Annotated in this window: 22 protein-coding genes, 2 tRNA genes and 1 pseudogene; 4 read left to right on the top strand and 21 right to left on the bottom strand. The window is 50.1% G+C overall.

The annotated features are described in order from the left end of the window. Positions 1-22: 22 nt before the first annotated feature. Genes virB11 through IB214_RS14900 form a run of 4 tightly spaced genes read right to left on the bottom strand, consistent with a single transcriptional unit; the run spans position 23 to position 3,912 of the window. Complete coding sequence (gene virB11 / locus IB214_RS14915; protein WP_117341878.1) at positions 23-1,051, bottom strand: P-type DNA transfer ATPase VirB11; 1,029 nt, start codon at positions 1,049-1,051, stop codon at positions 23-25. Beyond that, positions 1,041-2,345, bottom strand: a complete 1,305-nt coding sequence (virB10, locus tag IB214_RS14910; protein WP_117341879.1) for a VirB10/TraB/TrbI family type IV secretion system protein — start codon at positions 2,343-2,345, stop codon at positions 1,041-1,043. Before virB10 ends, virB11 begins: the two co-directional genes overlap by 11 nt. Further along, positions 2,342-3,229 (bottom strand): P-type conjugative transfer protein VirB9, encoded by an 888-nt coding sequence (virB9, locus tag IB214_RS14905; RefSeq protein ID WP_117341880.1) that lies wholly within the window; start codon positions 3,227-3,229, stop codon positions 2,342-2,344. The genes virB10 and virB9 overlap by 4 nt, the downstream gene beginning before the upstream one ends. Next, positions 3,229-3,912, bottom strand: coding sequence for a type IV secretion system protein (locus tag IB214_RS14900; RefSeq protein ID WP_117341881.1), 684 nt, complete (start codon positions 3,910-3,912; stop codon positions 3,229-3,231). The genes virB9 and IB214_RS14900 overlap by 1 nt, the downstream gene beginning before the upstream one ends. On the opposite strand from IB214_RS14900, the gene IB214_RS14895 reads away from it, so the two are divergent. Next, positions 3,911-4,105: a hypothetical protein gene (locus IB214_RS14895; RefSeq protein ID WP_162604168.1), complete on the top strand. Its 195-nt coding sequence runs from the start codon at positions 3,911-3,913 to the stop codon at positions 4,103-4,105. The genes IB214_RS14900 and IB214_RS14895 overlap by 2 nt on opposite strands. A 29-nt stretch (positions 4,106-4,134) precedes the next feature. Here the strand turns inward: IB214_RS14895 and IB214_RS14890 are convergent, their stop codons facing one another. The 14 genes from IB214_RS14890 to mtfA all read right to left on the bottom strand — a co-directional run bounded on the left by IB214_RS14890 (position 4,135) and on the right by mtfA (position 15,726). After that, positions 4,135-5,166, bottom strand: a complete 1,032-nt coding sequence (locus tag IB214_RS14890; RefSeq protein WP_117341882.1) for a type IV secretion system protein — start codon at positions 5,164-5,166, stop codon at positions 4,135-4,137. A gap of 72 nt (positions 5,167-5,238) precedes the next feature. After that, complete coding sequence (locus IB214_RS14885; RefSeq protein WP_117341883.1) at positions 5,239-5,514, bottom strand: EexN family lipoprotein; 276 nt, start codon at positions 5,512-5,514, stop codon at positions 5,239-5,241. A gap of 10 nt (positions 5,515-5,524) precedes the next feature. Further along, the gene (locus tag IB214_RS14880) at positions 5,525-6,244 is read right to left on the bottom strand and encodes a type IV secretion system protein (RefSeq protein ID WP_117341983.1); all 720 of its coding nucleotides are present in this window, start codon (positions 6,242-6,244) and stop codon (positions 5,525-5,527) included. Between the two features lie 23 nt (positions 6,245-6,267). Beyond that, entirely contained in the window at positions 6,268-9,015 is a 2,748-nt protein-coding gene (locus tag IB214_RS14875; protein WP_117341884.1) for a VirB3 family type IV secretion system protein, read from the bottom strand. An 11-nt stretch (positions 9,016-9,026) separates the two neighbouring features. Continuing rightward, entirely contained in the window at positions 9,027-9,305 is a 279-nt protein-coding gene (locus IB214_RS14870; protein ID WP_117341984.1) for a TrbC/VirB2 family protein, read from the bottom strand. Further along, positions 9,305-9,952, bottom strand: a complete 648-nt coding sequence (locus IB214_RS14865; RefSeq protein WP_117341885.1) for a lytic transglycosylase domain-containing protein — start codon at positions 9,950-9,952, stop codon at positions 9,305-9,307. The genes IB214_RS14870 and IB214_RS14865 overlap by 1 nt, the downstream gene beginning before the upstream one ends. Positions 9,953-10,020: 68 nt before the next feature. Then, positions 10,021-10,242, bottom strand: a complete 222-nt coding sequence (locus tag IB214_RS14860; protein ID WP_117341886.1) for a hypothetical protein — start codon at positions 10,240-10,242, stop codon at positions 10,021-10,023. 406 nt (positions 10,243-10,648) lie between these two features. Further along, a complete protein-coding gene (locus IB214_RS14855; RefSeq protein WP_117341887.1) occupies positions 10,649-10,858 on the bottom strand; it encodes a TraR/DksA family transcriptional regulator in 210 nt (69 codons plus the stop codon). Then, complete coding sequence (locus IB214_RS14850; protein WP_117341888.1) at positions 10,848-11,435, bottom strand: DUF2857 domain-containing protein; 588 nt, start codon at positions 11,433-11,435, stop codon at positions 10,848-10,850. The genes IB214_RS14855 and IB214_RS14850 overlap by 11 nt, the downstream gene beginning before the upstream one ends. 14 nt (positions 11,436-11,449) lie before the next feature. Then, the gene (locus tag IB214_RS14845) at positions 11,450-11,644 is read right to left on the bottom strand and encodes an AlpA family transcriptional regulator (protein ID WP_117341889.1); all 195 of its coding nucleotides are present in this window, start codon (positions 11,642-11,644) and stop codon (positions 11,450-11,452) included. Between the two features lie 141 nt (positions 11,645-11,785). After that, positions 11,786-12,712, bottom strand: coding sequence for a hypothetical protein (locus tag IB214_RS14840; protein WP_117341890.1), 927 nt, complete (start codon positions 12,710-12,712; stop codon positions 11,786-11,788). Between the two features lie 616 nt (positions 12,713-13,328). Further along, positions 13,329-14,591, bottom strand: a complete 1,263-nt coding sequence (locus IB214_RS14835) for an integrase arm-type DNA-binding domain-containing protein (protein WP_117341891.1) — start codon at positions 14,589-14,591, stop codon at positions 13,329-13,331. Between the two features lie 161 nt (positions 14,592-14,752). Continuing rightward, positions 14,753-14,828, bottom strand: a tRNA-Asn gene (locus tag IB214_RS14830). A gap of 100 nt (positions 14,829-14,928) precedes the next feature. Then, positions 14,929-15,726: a DgsA anti-repressor MtfA gene (gene mtfA / locus IB214_RS14825; RefSeq protein ID WP_115258844.1), complete on the bottom strand. Its 798-nt coding sequence runs from the start codon at positions 15,724-15,726 to the stop codon at positions 14,929-14,931. A gap of 93 nt (positions 15,727-15,819) precedes the next feature. Between mtfA and IB214_RS14820 the strand changes: the two genes are divergently transcribed. Continuing rightward, positions 15,820-15,909: transfer RNA gene (locus IB214_RS14820), tRNA-Ser, on the top strand. 27 nt (positions 15,910-15,936) lie between these two features. Here the strand turns inward: IB214_RS14820 and IB214_RS14815 are convergent. Continuing rightward, positions 15,937-16,265: pseudogene (locus IB214_RS14815) on the bottom strand (integrase); the annotation flags it as partial. Positions 16,266-16,519: 254 nt separating this feature from the next. Here IB214_RS14815 and IB214_RS14810 point away from each other — a divergent pair. Continuing rightward, positions 16,520-16,738: a cold shock domain-containing protein gene (locus tag IB214_RS14810; protein ID WP_096757531.1), complete on the top strand. Its 219-nt coding sequence runs from the start codon at positions 16,520-16,522 to the stop codon at positions 16,736-16,738. Between the two features lie 312 nt (positions 16,739-17,050). On the opposite strand, the gene IB214_RS14805 is transcribed toward IB214_RS14810, so the two are convergent. Next, complete coding sequence (locus IB214_RS14805; RefSeq protein WP_213083823.1) at positions 17,051-17,209, bottom strand: YnfU family zinc-binding protein; 159 nt, start codon at positions 17,207-17,209, stop codon at positions 17,051-17,053. 317 nt (positions 17,210-17,526) lie between these two features. After that, entirely contained in the window at positions 17,527-17,739 is a 213-nt protein-coding gene (gene cspA / locus IB214_RS14800; RefSeq protein ID WP_096757530.1) for an RNA chaperone/antiterminator CspA, read from the bottom strand. Positions 17,740-18,028: 289 nt separating this feature from the next. Between cspA and IB214_RS14795 the strand changes: the two genes are divergently transcribed. After that, positions 18,029-18,421: a hypothetical protein gene (locus IB214_RS14795; RefSeq protein ID WP_135953033.1), complete on the top strand. Its 393-nt coding sequence runs from the start codon at positions 18,029-18,031 to the stop codon at positions 18,419-18,421. Positions 18,422-18,427: the final 6 nt, after the last annotated feature.

Here is an 18,427-nt window from a genome sequence, read left to right as displayed (position 1 = left end):
GTTGCGTAATTCGATAAGTTATTTATTGAAGCCCTTTGCTGAATACACCTCTCATGTCTTTGAGATGAAGGGGTTTAAAATAAACATCACTCATGCGGCGTATGTCACCGTGAATATCAATGCTGACTATCACATCAACGCTCTTAAGCACCTTGCGTAACAGCACGTTGAAAGGCATGTTCCGGCAGTCGGGGTTTTCATAGCAGCGGTCAATTAACCCTTCAATACATTCTTCCGGGCTGCCCGCATGCAGGGAAGTCATTAATCCCTCATGCCCGGAACCGACGATTTTCAGTGCATCCCAGGCTTCCCGACCGCGAATTTCAGCCAGTAATATCCGGTCAGGGTTCATACGATAATTGGCGCGTATCAGTCTGCCGGGCGTGACAATGGCATTATCCCCGGCGTCCGCCGGATAAAAGAGATGGACATAATTGGTGTGGTGATAGAACCGGATTTCGGGATTATCCTCAATGGTGGTCAGCCTGAGGTGCCGGGGAATCGAGTGCAGCAGCGTTTTCATATAGGTTGTTTTACCGGATCCGGTTTCACCGACGATAAAAATCGTCTTGCCGTATTCCACCGCTTTTTCCATAAAGCGGGAAATATCCCCACCTTGAAAATAGCGGGTCAGTTCACCATCTTTGCCTTCCGTTCGCTCCTGACCGCTTACCCGGTTATAAAATCCCGCATCAATCCATGACTGATGTGTTTTCTGCCCGAATGAGGGTTTGCGCAGCGTAATAGACACGGTATTGCGCTCACAGGCCGGGGGAATAATGGCCTGAATGCGCTCGCCTGTCTCAAGCGTGGCGGAAAGGATCGGCGAGGTGTCGTCGATATTATCGTCCTGCCACGACGCCAGCGCTCTGGCAAAGGCGTAACACTGACGCAGCGTAACCGGGGCTTCGTGTCTTCGCCATTCCCCCCGGATTTTGGTATGCAGTTCACCCGGCCGGTTAACGGCAATTTCCGTCAGGCCGTCCTGCGCAATAAAATCACCAAACAGCTGGTTTTTCATAAAATCCAGCGACAGGTTTTCAGCGTTCATACCACCTCTTTTTCAGTCGTAGCTGCCAGACGGATGAGAAATCAATGTCGGTGCCGGTCATGATCCCGATGACATCACCCTGATTCAGGTACAGGGTGGGCGGGATATTGATGCTGCTGTCCAGCGTCGTTTTCGCCATTTCCGCCGTGGCGGCGCGGGTGTTTTCGGTGTAGTCGGTATTGCGGTCTTTCCCCGGGGCAGCATCCGACGCCGCAGCAGCCACGTCCTGCACGGTACTGAGCATCAGGGCATTGCCGAAGCGCTCCCAGAAATGCTCGTCGATCCAACCTGAGATCCCCGCCTCGCCGAGCGGGCCGCTGGCCTGCGTATCAGTAAGCGGGATTTGCAGGCTGCCGGGCTCAGGCGTACGCAGCTCAGTCCACAGCACAAACATCCGGCTGCGTCCGTGTTGCAGCGCCCCGGTGCGGTAGATGCCACGGGCGACCGTTCCCGCCGGGATCAGCGTCACATGGTTGCTGGCGCTGTAAACATCTTCACTGACCAGGCAGGAAATATGCCCCCCGACATCGGACACGAAGCGCCACATCATCGAACACGGGATATAGCGGTCCACCGGGATATAGAGATCAGGATCGAGGCCCAACCGTCTGACGCCGGTGACACGGGCGACGCCCGGATTGTCGTTGTTAGCCGTTTCCGGCGCGGCAGTATCCGTGCAGCGAAGGCTGCCATCCTTTCCCCTGGTCAGTACTGACGGGCAGGATGTGTACGTCGTGGATGATGACCCACTGTCGGATGTTTCTGCGTGGCTGCGCGTTTCACTCGGGGACTTGCGTGCAGTATCGCCCGGCATTATTCGGGCGTTGTTCACCCCGTCAGCCAGCGCGGCTGCCTTGTTCAAGGCGGGTGGGGCCGGTGGCTGCGTTGGTGCGGGAGTAACGGTCTGGCTGACAGGGTCTGTTCCGTCCTGTGTGTGTGGCCCGAACAGGCCAAACGGGTTACTGTCCATGCCCAGATTTTGACGCTCATGCAGCGTCTTCCCTGAAGAGGGCTGCGGCGCGGTGTCGGCTTCTTTCTCATTACCCCCTTTCAATGCACTGAAAAGACGATCGCCGCCGGATGCCAGGACGATCACCAGAGGCAGACTCAGCAGGCTGACGATCAGCGTGCGGCGACCGGATACCTTACGAAAACGAGTCACTTCCGGCTGGCCGGGGGGGGTTCTTTGCTCCGGCTCCTGATACGCCATTGCCGCACGGGCGCGTTCGCGGGCTTCCGCTTCCCGCTCTGCGGTGGTTTTTTCCGGTTCGTCCGGGACAGGTTTATCGGTCATTTAGCCTCCAGCGTAACGGACGGTGAAACAGTGTCGCTGCGGGTTATCGGGATGCGCCCGAATCCGTCGTTTTCGATCCCCACCACCGAAGTGCCGTAACGCAGCACCAGTTGTGGCGCTGCCGGCACCACCATCACGATGTAGTTACCCTGCTTAACCGTCCGGGGCGTGACTGCCTGCTCCCGTCCGTTAACCACCCGGAAAACGGAAGGCAGGGCTCTGATGGGGGAAAATCCCAGCCAGGTGAAGCGGCCATCGTCCCAGGCAAAATCCGGTGCGATGGAGGCCGAACCGGCGGCGACCCGTTTGGTGTAGCGCCAGTTGCGTGGCATGCTCGCCTGTCCGAATGCCGCCGTTATCTGCTGCTTCTCCTGTCTTTCCCGCTGCTGCGCCTGACGCGCGGCGCTGGCGGCGGCGGATTGCTGGAGAACCTCGGCCGGATAGTGGTAGCGGATAACGAACGCCTGCGCGGGGGAATCGTGGTCCAGCACGTTCAGCTCCAGGCTGTAATCACGCTTTGAGGTCACCACAAACAGGTTGGTCTTCCAGTCCTTTGCCGTGGGCAGGAACACCTGGCTGACGTTGTTGCCGCTGGCGTCCGTCACCGGCTGGGTGATGGGGTTCGGGCTGACGCCCACCCGGTTATCACTTTTCGTTACCGTCCAGCCTTTTGGAAAACCGGCTTGCGCATCAATCACAGCTTCATCGTCGTCAAACAGCAGCGTGGTGACGTAGCCAGGGCGGGTGTTCACCACGGTGGCGTTCTGGCTGTTATACGATACGTTCTGCATCCGGCTGTCATAGCCGCTGCCGCGCGGGGTGGCGACGCTCCATGTCGCGCATGACACCATTAAGCCCGTCAGGAGCAGGATGTTTTTCAGCATCATTCGCTCCTCAGTTCTTTATCGCGCTGGTAGCTGGTGACGATAAAGCCCAGCGGGTTCACTTCACGCTGGCTGTCCGTCAGTTGCTGATGCGGGACATAACGGTAAGTGAGGCGGATATTCCAGAAGTCCGTTTTCACTGAATTATCAGAAATACGGCGGAGAGTGCGCTTAATACGCAGTGTTGCCAGACTATCCGGTCCGGTAGCAGGCGCATGCACATTAGAAATAATGTCGATATAGACGACATATTCGGCTTTATTAAAAATAACGTCCGGAGCCTGGTCGCCGTTAAACCCCTCCAGATAATCCCGGTTCACGCTGTCGCTGTTAAATAACTGTACGTCGTCATAATCACGCTGGAGGGAGAAATAATTATACCCTTCGCGGAGTCTGACATAGTGTGCCGCCAGTGAATGGGCCAGTGCTTTTTCAGACGCCATATCCCGCTCTTTAATGCGGGTCATATACTCATAACGACCGGTTTGTTTATCCACCGACCACAATTCAATGTCAGTGGTTTTCAGCGGCAGCAGAATAAGAATGGCCGTAATTGCCAGTGCAGCCAGAATCAGCCCGGCAGCGGCCACCCGCCAGGCGGTTTTGCGGGAACGCTCTTCCTTTTCCAGCAGGATGGATTCAAAAGAGCGCGAGACATTAATGATGTGCCGAATATCAGACATGGTGAGTGAGCTCCTGAATTATGGCGGGGGAATTCACCGGCTGGGGATCGCCGGACACCGGCGGGAGGTCGCCCTGATGCTGAGCGCAGCCCGTAAGCGCGCACAGCACCAGAAGCAAGATGCTGAATTTCATGGAAGCCTCTTATCGGATAAATGCAGGAAAGCCGCACCGCTGGCAGAGGCCATGGCGTGACGGAGAAAAGAAATTAGCGGTCGGGAGGATTAACGGTGACGCTGCTGATTCTGGCGTTTCATGCTTTCGATGGCGGTGGCACGTTTCTGCCAGGCGTTCACGGCTTTGCCCGCACCTGCGGCAATGAACCTGCCGGTTGTCGCGGCTGCTGCCATGCCACCTTTTGAGGTCAGTCGGCCCCCGGCCTGTATGCCGGGTCTGGCGGCGTCGGCAGATTTGCTCACCAGCCCGCTCAGTCCGCTCATGGCTGCACCCTGTAACACGGCCTGAACGGCGGCACCGCTCAGCGCAGTGGCTATTTTCGCTGAAAAATACACCACGACGCCTGCGGCAATCCCGGCCAGCAAACATTGCGCCGCCAGGGTCACCATATTGCTTTCAGCAGACGTTGCTGTGGCGGCATCCAGTATTGTATTCAGGTAGTTGATGGCGATCCGGACAGACAGGGCAGAGAACATGATCGTTAAGATTGCGGTAAATAGTGTTTTCAGCCAGTTATCAAACATGGGTTTAAGAAAACCGTACAGCAGGCAGAAAATAAAGAGTGGGGCGGTGGTGGTCATTAACAGAATGGTGATTTCGGCGAGCAGGTTGACAAAGGTTGCAGCCAGTAACAGAACGATTGCACCGCCCCAGACCAGCACCTCGGCAAAGCCGCCATTCACTTTGACGTAGGTGGCGGTATCGAGATTAAACAGCGTTTGCCCCAGCGCTTGTGCCTTTTCCCACACCGTGTCGAGCAGCGCCCAGACATTATCATCGCCACTGATGCCGTCCTTAAGCCCTTCAATGGCCGCAATGATGGTATCCAGCCAGCCATCGCGGTTTAAAACGAAGGTGGTGATCAGCAACATGCGGCCCACATCCCAGACAACATCTTCAACCGGTGTCTGGAGTTTGCCGCCAAGCGTCTGATAACCGCGATACGTAATAAATAGGGTGAAGGAACTGACGATAATCGCACTGATTAGGGTGCCGTAGGTAGAAGACTGACCTTCTAACACGGCGTTAAGTCCATCCATGATGTTTTTGTCCATACCAACAAAAATACCACCGGACATGGTGCCTCTCATTAGTCAGGAACAGACAGGGGATAAAACAGGGAGGGATCCCTGTTTTTGTTGGTGGGAATATTACTGAGTGACGGATTTTCTTTTTTGGGCTTCCTGCTGAAACAGCGTCTCGAATTTTTTCCTGATGCCGGGTTTGCCGGTCTGGGCAAACATGAGTGCTGCCCGGTGCGCAAACTCGCAGTTGTCGCTTGCCTCGCCATCCTTGAGGCATTGCGTATAGACCTTATAGGTTTCATCGGGATGTCCTTTATACCAGGCTTCTGATTTCGTCTCTTTACAACCGGATAAGACGAGAATGCCTGACATGACGCATAAGGTTAATACGGGTTTTAACATGTTAACCTCCCTATAGAGAGTTCAGATCGGCAACGGGCGCAGTTAATTGCTGTTGCTCAAAGGCTTTCTGTTTTTGCTGTTCCAGCAGCGTTGTTCGCTGTTCAGCCTGTTTGACTGACATTTCCCATTGGCTAGTCAGCGCATTTAATTGTACGCTTTTGGCCGCGATGGCGTTAGCCAGGTCCTGCGACTCTTTGGAATCCTGCGCATTAGCAATACGGTCTGATAAATCTGATATATCACCGAGCGTGCCTGTGATCTTGTTTTCAACCTCAGATGTATTTTCTATCGCTACGGCCTGATTCAGGATCATCTGTTTGCAGCTGTCCAGATAGCGTTGTGAAGCGCTGGAGGGGTTACAGGTATCGAACGATTTATATTTGTTATACAAGCTATTCAGTTCCGACGAATATGACCCGTTTTGGTTGCTCAGCAGGTCATCGAGTGAAATACCGTGCTGACGAAGATTATCAATATCGGTTTTCAGGCTTTTGGCCTCGCGGAGAAATGCCTGAACGTCCCGCACGCCCGTTGCTGTGGCTAATTGCTGCTTGTAGGCATCCAGTTCACTTCTGTAATGGGTGACGGTTTCCTGCCACTGCTGGAGTTTCTGGATCCACTGATTCATGGATTCGGTATTCTGTACGGCGTCGAATACCGGTATTCCGGCGCTCATCGCCTGGGTGGAAATAAACAGCGACAACGCCAGTATGATATCTCTGAACCGCATTTTCATTACCTCCGTCATGAATATTACAGGGCTTGTTCAAGGAAGGCGGCTTTCCAGTCATCAGGCTGCAGTCCTTCCTGATACAGGGTGTCGAACAGTTTCAGGTTGTCTTCGCTCCCGCTCAGCATTTTGGTAAGTTTCCCGAGGCCCGCTAAATCCATTTTCGCCATCGCCACAAAAGGCCGGTTTTCACCTGCTCGTAACGGCGTTTTCAGGACCACCATGTAGCGCTCATCCGGATCGAGGTTTCTGACGATGTCGTACACGCTTTCCGGCACTTTCATCTTTTCCACGTAATCCGCCCGGCTGGCCTTCGGGTTGGCAAGAAAAATCTGCGTGCTGCACTGCTCAATAATCGCCGGGGCAATTGGATGTTTGACGATTTCGTCAGGCGACTGCGTGGCGGGGATGAAGATGCCGTTCAGCTTGCGGATCACTTTCAGCATATTGAGCGAGAAGCGGGAAAATTCGACATCGGCCAGCCATTTCCAGAACTCGTCCATGAACATCACCAGACGGCGACCATCCAGCAGGCTGGTGACGCGGTAAAGCAGATAAAACGTGATGGGGCCGCGAATATCTTCATCATCGAGAAATTCCGTACCGTCGATACCTACGTTATCAATGTTGCTGATGTTGAAGGTGTCCTCCTCATTGTCGAATACCCAGCCGAACTCGCCGCCCTGTGCCCACTGTTTAAGGCGAATACGTAGCCCGTTGATACGGGCGTCAGGGGTTGGCGGCTCCGGCAGGACTTCCAGCAGCCGGGTGATCCCGAACTTGCGGTATTCCGGCGGGTAGTCGAGCATGATGGTATCTACGGCGGCACTGATCCGCTCCTCATCGCGCGGATCGAGCGGCTTGCCGTTGCGGCCGCACAGCATGCGCACCAGTCGTTTGATAAAGCTGATATTCCGCCGGGTCGGCGCAAGCTTAAACGGGTTAAACCCGGTGGGAGTGCCGGTACGGATACGGAAGTAGCGTCCGCCCATCTGGCGTATCGCCATCTCCGCCGCCCGGTCCTTGTCGAAATACACGGTGGTCAGCTGCTTAAGGAGGGCTGATTCAGAGAACGTCGCCGGATTGCGGTACTTCTGCATCAGTTGCTGCATCATGGTCATCAGCATCGTTTTCCCTGAGCCGGTTTTACCGATAATCGCCGTGTTACCCGGCGTTTTTGCGTTGAAGCCATCCCGCCCGCTCTGGCTGTCGTGCAGGTTCAGGTAATACCCGCCACCGCCAGGGGATTTGAGGATGGCGATGGCATCGCCCCAGGGATTGCCGTTTCGTTTATGAGGATGAAAATTGTGCAGGCTCGCCAGGTCGGCAAAGTTCTGGCTGCTGACGGCCACCAGACGAGGGCGCAGCGTATAGTTACCCGGCAGTTGCGCCAGGTACGCAGCGGGCAGCGACAGCGTGGACAGCGTCGTCATGATGCCGAGGTCGGCGAAAGGCTGTGCCAGCGCGTTGGCATCCTTCACCACCTGCTCGGGGCTGTCTGAAGATACCAGCAGGGAAAAGTGGTATTTCCCGCAGGAGACATGCCCGGACTGGAGCAGGTCGCGCAGGACAATCAGCTCTTCACGCTGCGAAATGGCGTCGTCATCCGCCGAACTCAGGCGCTTTTCCGCCAGGCGAATATGCTTCTGCGCCTCATCGCGGGCCATGCAGGTGAAGGACTGTGTCAGCACATACTCACTTTCGGCATACAGCAGCGCGTCCAGCAGGCCGGTCGCGGTTTCAGGCGAGTAATCTTTGATTTCCAGACTGCGAAAAAAGCGGGAGCCGCCGACCGTCTGGCACTCGGCAGTGTCGGTGGTAAAAAAGACATCCGGCGTACTTAATGTTTCATAAAACGGCGCACGCGTGACCGCCACCTTTTGCCACTGGCCGGTGAGCAGGCGGTGATACAAGGAAAGCTGGGTGGAATACACCCGCCGGTTTTCTTCATACATCCCTAGCGGCGTCGCCGTATAGCGGGACAGCGCCGATGCCAGTGCCTCCCGGTATTCCAGCATCACTTTCAGGGCATCATCCAGCGCCGCTTTGCGTTTACCGGACGGCTGCGCCTTCATGGCCTTTTTCTCCAGTGGAGAGAAGGGCGCGTAGCAGAGGGTGAAAAACAGCCGGTGCCGCCAGAACGGTTTTTCGCTGATCGGCTGGTAATACAGCCGGGTCACTTCATCAGAAAAGGGAATGCCTGAATTCGCGTCAAAGACATCGTGGTACTTTTCCCGGATACGGTGAAGATAAAAAGTAACCGGCAGGCCTTCATACGCACGAATAACGTTATTGAGATGCGACGCCATTAACGTCAGGTGATGTTCGTCCTCGCATTCAAAAACGGTGCCCTCCAGCTCCCAGCTGGCAACCAAATCACCCTGGCGGTTTCTGATGACGTGCGGGTGAATATGGGAGGAATACGGAATGTATTTATCCAGCGTAACGCGCTCGTTTAACTTCATTTTTTCAATAAGCTCCGAGACGTCGACGGCGTCATAGCGGTTTGCCAGCAGGGCATTGGCACCAAAATGTTTATTGGTGCCAAACCGGCCACGGGTTTTAAAGGCCAGCCAGAGCAGCCCGAAATAGTGAATATCGGTTCTGGCCTTTGCCTTCATCTCCAGCCAGGCGGGAATAAGCAGTAATATCAGGTAATAGCTGACATAGACCGCCAGCAGGACGATGGCCCCGCTGACCATCACGAACGGCACGAGGGGAATGCCGGCTATGGCGGCAGGCCGCGTCAGCGCTTTGTTCAGCGTAGCCATTGTCACCTCCCTTATGACGCCCAGTAGGCACCGAAACCTGACGCACCGACGATAAGGATGGCGCCAATGATGACGTTGCGCATGTCATGCAGGCTCTTGCCGTCAAACAAGACTTTGTATCCCACCCACATGGTGGCGAGCGTGATGGTAACGGCGGCCAGCCCGAGCAGGCCGGTGGAGGTGTTGCTCAGCGTCTCATTGGCTTTATTAAACCCGCTGTCTGCTGCCAGCGCCGGGCTTGTCATTAACAAGGAAGAGAGTACGGGCCTGTCATTCTGTCTTCGTTTCATCATTGTTCCTCCTGGGAGCCGGGGATGGGTAACGCGCCGCGTATCAAGGCGTTGGGGTAGCGCAGGGATGACAGTACTGGCATGGCGTTATCAGTAAGCTCACCACGCAAGACGGCGGTGGGGTAATGGATTGCCGGCACGAGCTTTTCGGTGGGAGGCCGCTGCCGGTCTTCCCGCGTTGACGGTACGGCGTAGCCGATGCGCTGGATGTAGCTGGTCTGGTTAAACGCGGATTCCGGCTGTTGGCCGGTCGTGACATTTCCCGAGTAGTAGCAGCTGAGCGCACGCTTCAGGGAACCCCCGCGCCGGTAGCAGTCGGTGAGGATGCGCTCAAAGATGGACAGGTTGGTACAAGGGGCAAGAAGGTCACGGGCGGTCACGCCGTAATGACGGAAATTGGTGCTGGTGATTTGCATCAGCCCGACCGAATAACGTCGGCCCTGTACCGCCAGCCGTCCGGTGAGGCTGACGGCCTCATCCTTGCTTGTGGGGAAATGTGAAGTCACGCCTTTGCCATCGGGCAGGATTTCAGCGATGGCATACGGATTCAAACCAGATTCGACCCGCGCCACATCAAGCGCCGTGGACGGGTGAACGCTGGCGGCGCACTGCATCGACAGCGTAAGAAAGGCTGTGGTGGATAGCATGGTGGCCTCTTAACAGTCAGCCCGGGGGGGGTATACCAAGCCCCTGCCGGAGGAAGGTCAAAAGCGGATTAAGCAGAGGTGGTATCCTGCGAAATGCCGCTATCTTCTCTGGGTTCAAGCAGCACCAACTTGCCGGAGACAGCAATACCGGGTGTCAGCATGATATTCAGGCCAGACTTACCGTTATGAGCGAACGCCACGCCAACCCTGGTCCAATACGTGTTTATTTCGCCCTGTGCATCGGGTTGACTTTCTTGGGTGACAAATACGTGATAAATGGGTTTTCGCATGAGGCCTCCTCTACTAAAAACAACGATGAGTTAAATAAATGTCACATCCCAATTCTGCATTCCGGCTTTAACGGGTCAGCGAGAACATTCAGCGGCACCCTGAATTGTAGTTTCGTGACAGCCCGAACCTTATTTTTAAAGAGCAATATTCGTCCCGGACGAATTAACGTCCATCTGGTGAGCCATTAATTAACGGCGCATACAGGGTGCAATATTAAAAAAGGCTTCGATATAAAAAATTAAAAACAGAATAAAGAGAGTTGATAAAAGAAAAAGATGGATGTATCAGGCGGGGGGATTCTTTATGTTGCCAGGGTAATAAAATAAATTAACGGATATTTGACTGATAGGGGAATATAAAAACGCGCGGGGAAGAGAAAATCACCGCGCGTAACCGGCATAATGATTAGCGCCTGCGACGTTCAAGAATGGACTGGCAATCCGTGCATGTTGTCACCCCGGGCAGTGTCTGCCGCCTTTTCTCTGGAATAGGTTTCCCACAGAATTGACAGTGAATTAATGAAGGCGTTACAGCGGGTTTGAAACGGCTTTGTTCAATCATATCTTCCAGCCGCTGTTCATTAAACTCCTGATCGCGGTCGATCTCATCCGGCATGAGACGTCTCCCTGTCAGTTGCTTCACGTTCGAAAAGCTTGATACGGTTCCAGACGACAGTGAGCGAGGGGTTATCGGGCTGGGCGGACAATTTTTCAGTGACCTGCATCATCGCCTCCAGTGCCTCGGCTGATTCTAAATTAACTACCCTGCATTTTTGCCATTGCCCCCAGATCCTGGCATCGGTCTCTTCATCCGGGATGATTGTCCGGCCATGAGGGATGGTGATATCCAGCAACCTACGACGCAGGCTGACCTCATTGGATGTGAGACCAAAATAGTGAGTTAGCAGCGCAATCGACCCACCCAGCCGGATGGCGTGGTTGATACGTTGTTGCTGCAGAACCTCCTCACGGGATTTCGCTAGAAGCAGGCGTAATGCGTCGTGATGAACCGTCACAGCCAAAAATGGCGCAGACTCACGACTAATGATAAACAGCTCGTCTAGTGACAATTGGTTGAGGGCATTCATTTCGTCGAAAGTGAATCCGAGCGATTCACAGTGACGGATGTTGCCATCCTTCAATGCATGCAGGGCATCGGTTAATACGGCGTAATTCAGTGACGGGATAATCATTATATTTTCTCCCTTCAGCCTATTGAGCGGCGGACTAATTTAATATTGATCCATTCGTCAATTTCCGATTCGAGCCAGGCCACACTGGCCGGGCCAATTTTTATTGAACGGGGAAAGGTACCGTCCTTCATATACAGATAGATTTGAGAGCGCTTCAGGCCCGTTTTATCTTCAACCTGTTTAAGACGTAATAACTGATGAGATGTCATAACTTCCTCCAGTACAGTATTAATAAACTCTGGAGGTAACAAAAAAGCATGAGGAGAGCTGGAAGGTAAAGTTTATGAACCCGTATTAAGAGCTAGATGATCCGTAATACGGGTTTTTAGGTTGGATAGAGGAGCGCCAATTTATTTTGAAATGTGGGTGTAAATGGGGGATCCGCGTTCCAGTGCGGTTTTAAGTGTATCACCGCTTAACCGATCGGTAATACCATCTGCGATAGCCCATTGTTCGAAAATCGACAGTAATTTGTATGGCTGCCTGATCAAAGGACTAATTTCTTCATTGTGTTTGCAGGATAACCACAACAGACGTGATAAGGGGGTGGATATACGTGTAGAGGGAGAGGAAATCTCATTCCTCTTTACTGATAGATTAATTAATTTTTCAAGTTCGTCATGTCTGATGACAAAACAAGCATCTTTGGGTAATTCATGGATCGGGAAAAATGCGCACTCATTGTAATTTTTTATATAAGATTTCGATAGGGTCTGATTAACGTCAGGCGCAACATCTTTAGGTAATTTCATTATTTGTTGCTTAATCCTTTCCTTCAATATTATTTTTTCAAAAAGTTGAAAGGTCTCCCCTGACAAGCTAACTGAAATCCCATAATTAATATCATTTATACCCGGTGAAGGTTGCGGGATACCTAGGGAGAATGCAAGTAGTTGCTGCAAAAGAATATATTCAAAACCTTCTAAATGTGTGTCAATTATTTTGTTTCTTGGGAGTTTGAATTCCCCTATAGTACTGACAATTAAATTCCTGTCATTGATAAAGCATTGTTTATGAAGAAAGCATAATCTATTTAGAAAGGATTTTTCTAGTGGAGTAACCTTTATTTTTTTGTTGGATGTTTGTACTTTACGTAATGCAATGGAAGATTGAAAGTAAATTGATAAGCAAATGGTACCATATAGAGCGTGGCGATATATATCACAATCTTTAATCTTATGGTTCGATGTTCTATTCGCTATTTCTATTGCTTCTCGTATCGTTACCCATTCGGGAGGGCAATTTTTAGTATTAATGAGACGGTTATTTTTTGACATACAATTTCTCCTTTCCCGTAACTATATTATTAATGAATTTTTTAATTCCTTGTAGATTTTTCATGGTTGATTTGAATTTATTATAATTTATTGATTTTTTTTTAAATTGATGTTGATTGACGAATGAAAGAGTGAGTGTTTTTTCTGGCGAAGGGAGAAATAAGGTAATTTGAGCAAAAGCGGGGTGTCAAGAATAAGTCATTGCGGTGATTTATTTCAGTTGGGCTTGTGTTTATTATCGCAAGTACCCAGGTATGATGTTTATCAGGGTATTTGTATGTAAGATTGGCTTCATGTACGTATGCTAATTCATTAGTATGTAAAAGAGCTAGGTTTATGTAACCACAATGTAAATACATATAACAGTATTTCGGCATCCTGATATATTCTACTAATAGCTAATTTAGCTTACATGTCACAAGCGCATGGCGATTGCCTGTTATGACGCATTTGTTGCCTTTTATGATTATTTTACTAACTATTTACTAGGTTTATCTAATTTTTTTCATGATAAATAATTGATTTAATTAATAAAATTCGTACCTATTTGAATGTTAGGGTTTAAAGAGGTCCCTAAAACAATAAGGACCTTTTAATAGCAATCAATCCTGACACATCAGGATGCTTCATAATTTTGTGAATAAATATATGGTGGAATATATCGCTCACGATTTATGTCTAGGTAATCCGACCACCACTGCATCATCGCTTTACGTGCATCGAGATATTCTGCTTTATGGATGTAAGCCGCTCGAACGCTATTGCGTTCTTGGTGACTCATCTGCCGTTCAACCGCATCCTGTGCCCACAGGCCAGACTCCATCAGGGCACTACAGGCCATTGCCCGAAACCCGTGGCCGCAGATTTCATCTTTTGTGTCATAGCCCATCAGGCGTAGCGCCTTGTTGACAGTGTTTTCACACATCGGTTTATACGGATTGTGATCGCCGGGGAATACCAGCACCTGATGACCGGATATTTCCCGTATCTGTTTCAGGATGGTGATGGCCTGACGGGAGAGTGGAACGATATGTGGAGTACGCATTTTTGCACCTCGCCCGGAGTAGCGGACACCGGGGATGGTGTCGCGAGTGGCAGGAATGGTCCAGATTCTATTTTTGAAATCGATCTCGGACCAACGGGCGAAACGCAGTTCGCTGGAGCGGATGAAAAGGTGCAGGGTGAGTGATACTGCCAGGCGGGTTAACTCTCGTCCTTGCTGGTAGTCCTCAATGCGAATCAACAGTTCCGGCAGTCGCTCCAGCGGAAGGGCAGGGTAGTGGCGTTTAATGGGAGGGGCGATGATACCGTCCAGATTTGCTGCCGGATTGTGCTCTATCAACTCCTGATGTACGGCATGACGCATGATGTTGCACATATGCTGCCTGGTACGTGCTGCGACTTCCAGCAGACCTTTTTTCTCAATCCCTTTCAGCAGGTCGATGAAATGGCGGGTTTTCAGTTCTGTGACCGGCAGGTGTCCAATTATCGGGAAGATATGGTTGTTCATGCTGGCAAGCAGACGGGTTGCGTGGTTCTCTGACCATGTCCGGTTGCTGTTATGCCACTCCAGTGCCACATGTTTGAAAGTTTTTTCTGGCGAGGAAGTAGCTCTTTCAGCAGAGCGCTGTTGTGCTGGATTGATATTATGCGCCAGCAGTTTACGGATACCATCACGCTGTTGACGAGCATCAGCCAAAGACACGTCAGGGTAGGCGCCTAAGCCAAGGCGAGATTCTTTTCTATTGATACGATATTTGAGATACCAGAGACGTGAACCGCCTGGATTAACCAACAGGTACAGACCATGGGAATCGGAAACTTTGAAGGATTTAGCGGATGGTTTTAAGCTGCGAATTTTTGAGTCGTTAAGAGACATTTGGGGGTCACTCCGTCATCGAACCAACATGACCCCAAATCTGACCACCAAATTCTCCCGATGCGGAGGGAAAACTAAAAATGCATCGGGAAGATTTTTCGCGCTAACTTATTGAATCTAAATCACATAAGGATTCGCAAAGAGGCATGAAAACAAGAATTTGGCTCCTCTGACTGGACTCGAACCAGTGACATACGGATTAACAGTCCGCCGTTCTACCGACTGAACTACAGAGGAATCGTGTGAACGAGGCGCATATTACTGACCTCACCATGACGTGTCAACAGTAAAATTAGCACGTCATTTCAATTGGTTAATTAATCCTCAAAATGCAGTATTAATGCACATTCGATGAGCGATTATTCTCATCTTCCCGGTTATCGCGTAGTCGTTGCAGGGGATTCTGCCGATAAAACTGGGAAAAACGCTGCCATAGTGCAGGAAAACGAGGCGCAAATAACTCGGGTGCGCTGAAGTAATATTCAGATAACACGGCAAAACATTCGGCAGGATCGGTCGCCGCATAGGCGTCTATACTGCAAGCGGTTTCACCCACCAGGTCAACTTCATCCTGAATATTATTCATTGCTGCATGCAAATCGTGTTCCCAGCCAGCGATATCCCGCAGCGGGATCGCCGGAATACCGCTGGCCCGATCGCCATTGCGCATATCCAGTTTGTGCGCCACTTCATGGATAATCAGATTAAAACCGGAGGCATCGAAGGAGTCCTGAATATCGAGCCAGTTCAGGATAATCGGCCCCTGCTGCCAGCTTTGCCCGGATTGAACGACGCGTTGGTTATGCACCAATCCAATGTCATCCTCCCATTCATCATCCACGACAAACGGGGCAGGGTAGATCAGAACTTCATGAAAACCATCGAGCCACTCGATACCCAATTCCAGAATGGGTAAACAGAAAAGCAGAGCAATGCGCGCACTTTTTAGCGGATCCAGTTCAAGTCCCTGCAGTGCAACTAACCTTTTTTGCTGTAAAAAACGCTCAGCCAGCGCGATAAGTCTGGCGTGTTCTTGCTCAGTGAGATTCACCAGAAGAGGAATTGCCAGGGCGTCATCCCACGGCCAGTCATCATTCCGGGTTGTTTCTTGCTCTTTCCAGGGCCACTTAATCATCGTTTTGCTCGCAAACTCGTCACTTGAACGAAATTGACGGAACGGGGTCTGTTAAAATGCCAAATTACCTGGCATTATGGCAACCGCCAAAACGGAGAGATGCCAGAGCGGCTGAATGGACCGGTCTCGAAAACCGGAGTAGGGGCAACTCTACCGGGGGTTCAAATCCCCCTCTCTCCGCCACAATTCAAACACTTACAGCCCCATCATTCAAGGACACACATCACACTTGGAATTACTTGGAATATTCTCCGGTAAAGGGGCGTTCAGTGTCGGTCAAAGTTTGACCTTTCTGTCGTAGATGAGCACCTGTCCTTAAGTCTTGTGTCCAGAAAAAAGCTGTTTATCTCGACTATCTCCTCGGAATCTGAAATCCCTTTAGCCTTAAGATCATGAAAGGTGAAATCGGTCAAAATGCCTGACACTTGGCCTGCATGGTTTCTTGTCTATACTTTCATTTCGTTAAAACCTTTGTACATGTACCGATTACCGTACTGGTTGCTGATCTCGTAGGCTGATTTTGGTCGCTGCCGGGCTTTTCTATCGCAGCCCGCTACTCTGAAAATATTTCCAGCCAGCTAAAAGATCAGTTGACTGCTACAATACCGGGAGAGTCGAACGGCAAAGAATATTTTGCTTATTATCACTGTCCGTGCCTTAATGAACTCATCATTTCGATATACAGCAAACGTAAACATTTTATCGGCCAGTCCTCATTACCAGGTACTATCGCTGATACTTTTTTTAGTCTGTACGTTTGTTGTTCCCTTCATCATGTGAAATTGGAGTAATTATGTCCTCAAGAATCAGAGGCTTGGTAAAATGGTTTAAGGAAGACAAAGGTTTTGGTTTCATCTCTCCGCTTGATGGAAGCAAAGATATCTCAGTTCATGTTTCGGAGCTTCAGGGCGATCATTTTAAAACCCTGTTTGAAGGACAGAAGGTGGAGTACACAATTTATAACGGTAACAAAGGTCCCGCTGCTTCTAAAGTAATACTTTGTGATAAATAGATATACGCGATCGGCAATATAGCTAAGGCGTTAGGTCTGAGAAGGTAGAATTGTAAGCTTTTCTGGAGGAAAAACCTTTTAAAATCAGGCTGGTAACTTTTACATCTTTACAGGTGTGCAGAAGCGCAGACCTCCCGTATGCACAGTATAAAAGTAACCGTTAATGGGCTGCATAAACAGTAAAGAGCGCTTATGCTCAGACGGTCTACAGCAGCATCATTGCTTTGAGTTTTTATTTGCCTAAAAACATTGTTATATGTGAGGGCGTTTAATTGATTTAACGCACATCCTATCTGCAAGAAGGCATCTGTATCATTTTAATGACTTGAACAAAGTACTGCAAAACGGGCAGACAAGTTGAGAACCTTTTTGGACACGACTAAAACTATGTTCTGAATCTTTTGAACAACTTGGGCATGTGCATTTGACTAAGTAATTACGATTAGTTTGTGTTTTTTTACGAGTGGACATAGGGATTTCCTGCTGCAAGGGATTATAACGATACATGACGATTTTGAAATTATTTGGAATACAATTTCTTTTGGCAAATAAACTACAGGTATAGTCTGTAATGAGGCTGGTAATATATGAATGAAATATATTCGCCGCATTATCTGGATTAAAGATTTAAATTATTAAGCCATGCAATAATATAGAGTGCCAGTGTTATTATAATTACACTAATAATAAACCCGCACTGGGCGGGTTCATTTTATTATCAGTAGAGATTAACTACTCAGACTATTGCCTTCATCGCTATCGTAAGCACTACTGATAACTAGCGGGCATTACAGTGGAGTGACGTTTCCAGCTGCAGGGCCTTTAGCGCCATTTTCAATGGTGAAGGAGACTTTCTGACCTTCATCAAGTGTTTTAAAATTGTCGCTCTGGATAGCCGAGAAATGTACGAATACATCTTTGCTGCCGTCATCAGGGGTGATAAAGCCAAAACCTTTATCTGCGTTAAACCATTTTACTAAACCAGTCATTTTATTAGACATAGATATTTCCTTAATTTATGAGCCACATAAGTGCGGCGACGATGGCCTGTATTTAGAGAGTTACTTATTTGGCACTTAGGAGAAGACTCATGAAGAAGGGGTATCTGTAGATAGCTCTTGAACTGAGGACTGCTTTACTAAAACTGCTTTCATAAGGTCTGTTTTCCAAACCGATGTCGTTATTAAGACATATTAAAATTAATTCAGCAAGGTATATGTTATTTATTTTAACCATTTAAACGCCTGGGTGGCTGAATGGCTGACTGATAAATTCCAGAATATAACTAGTGTGGGTGCTACCTGGCACGCGACAAGAGGCATTACACCCTACTCATTTAAAGTACCCGTCCTTCTGCCACTGTGGCTATACCCCTTACTGAAAGCCTATCATTTTGTTGTTGGCTTTTACGATCACTTCCACATCGCCATCGCCATCGCTGACGTTAATCAGATTGGTGGATTAGACGTGCAGAGTTGGCGCGGATTTCTCTGCCCCTATCAGCGGTCACGAAAATCGGAGTGGGGCAACTCCACCAAGGGAGAGAATCCTCCTCTAGCCGCCATTATTCAAACGGTTAACTCAACTCCTCTCACGGCAGGTCTCACCGATGTTTTTTCTTTGAATATCCTCACAAGTTTGTCTCTGTATTGCCTGCCTGGCGCGAAAATACGCTTCGTATAAACAAAA

Source organism: Citrobacter sp. C1 (assembly GCF_014596895.2).
Lineage (GTDB): Bacteria > Pseudomonadota > Gammaproteobacteria > Enterobacterales > Enterobacteriaceae > Citrobacter > Citrobacter gillenii.
The sequence above is the reverse complement of the archived record's forward strand: the minus strand, read 5'-3'. Positions and strand labels throughout refer to the sequence as shown.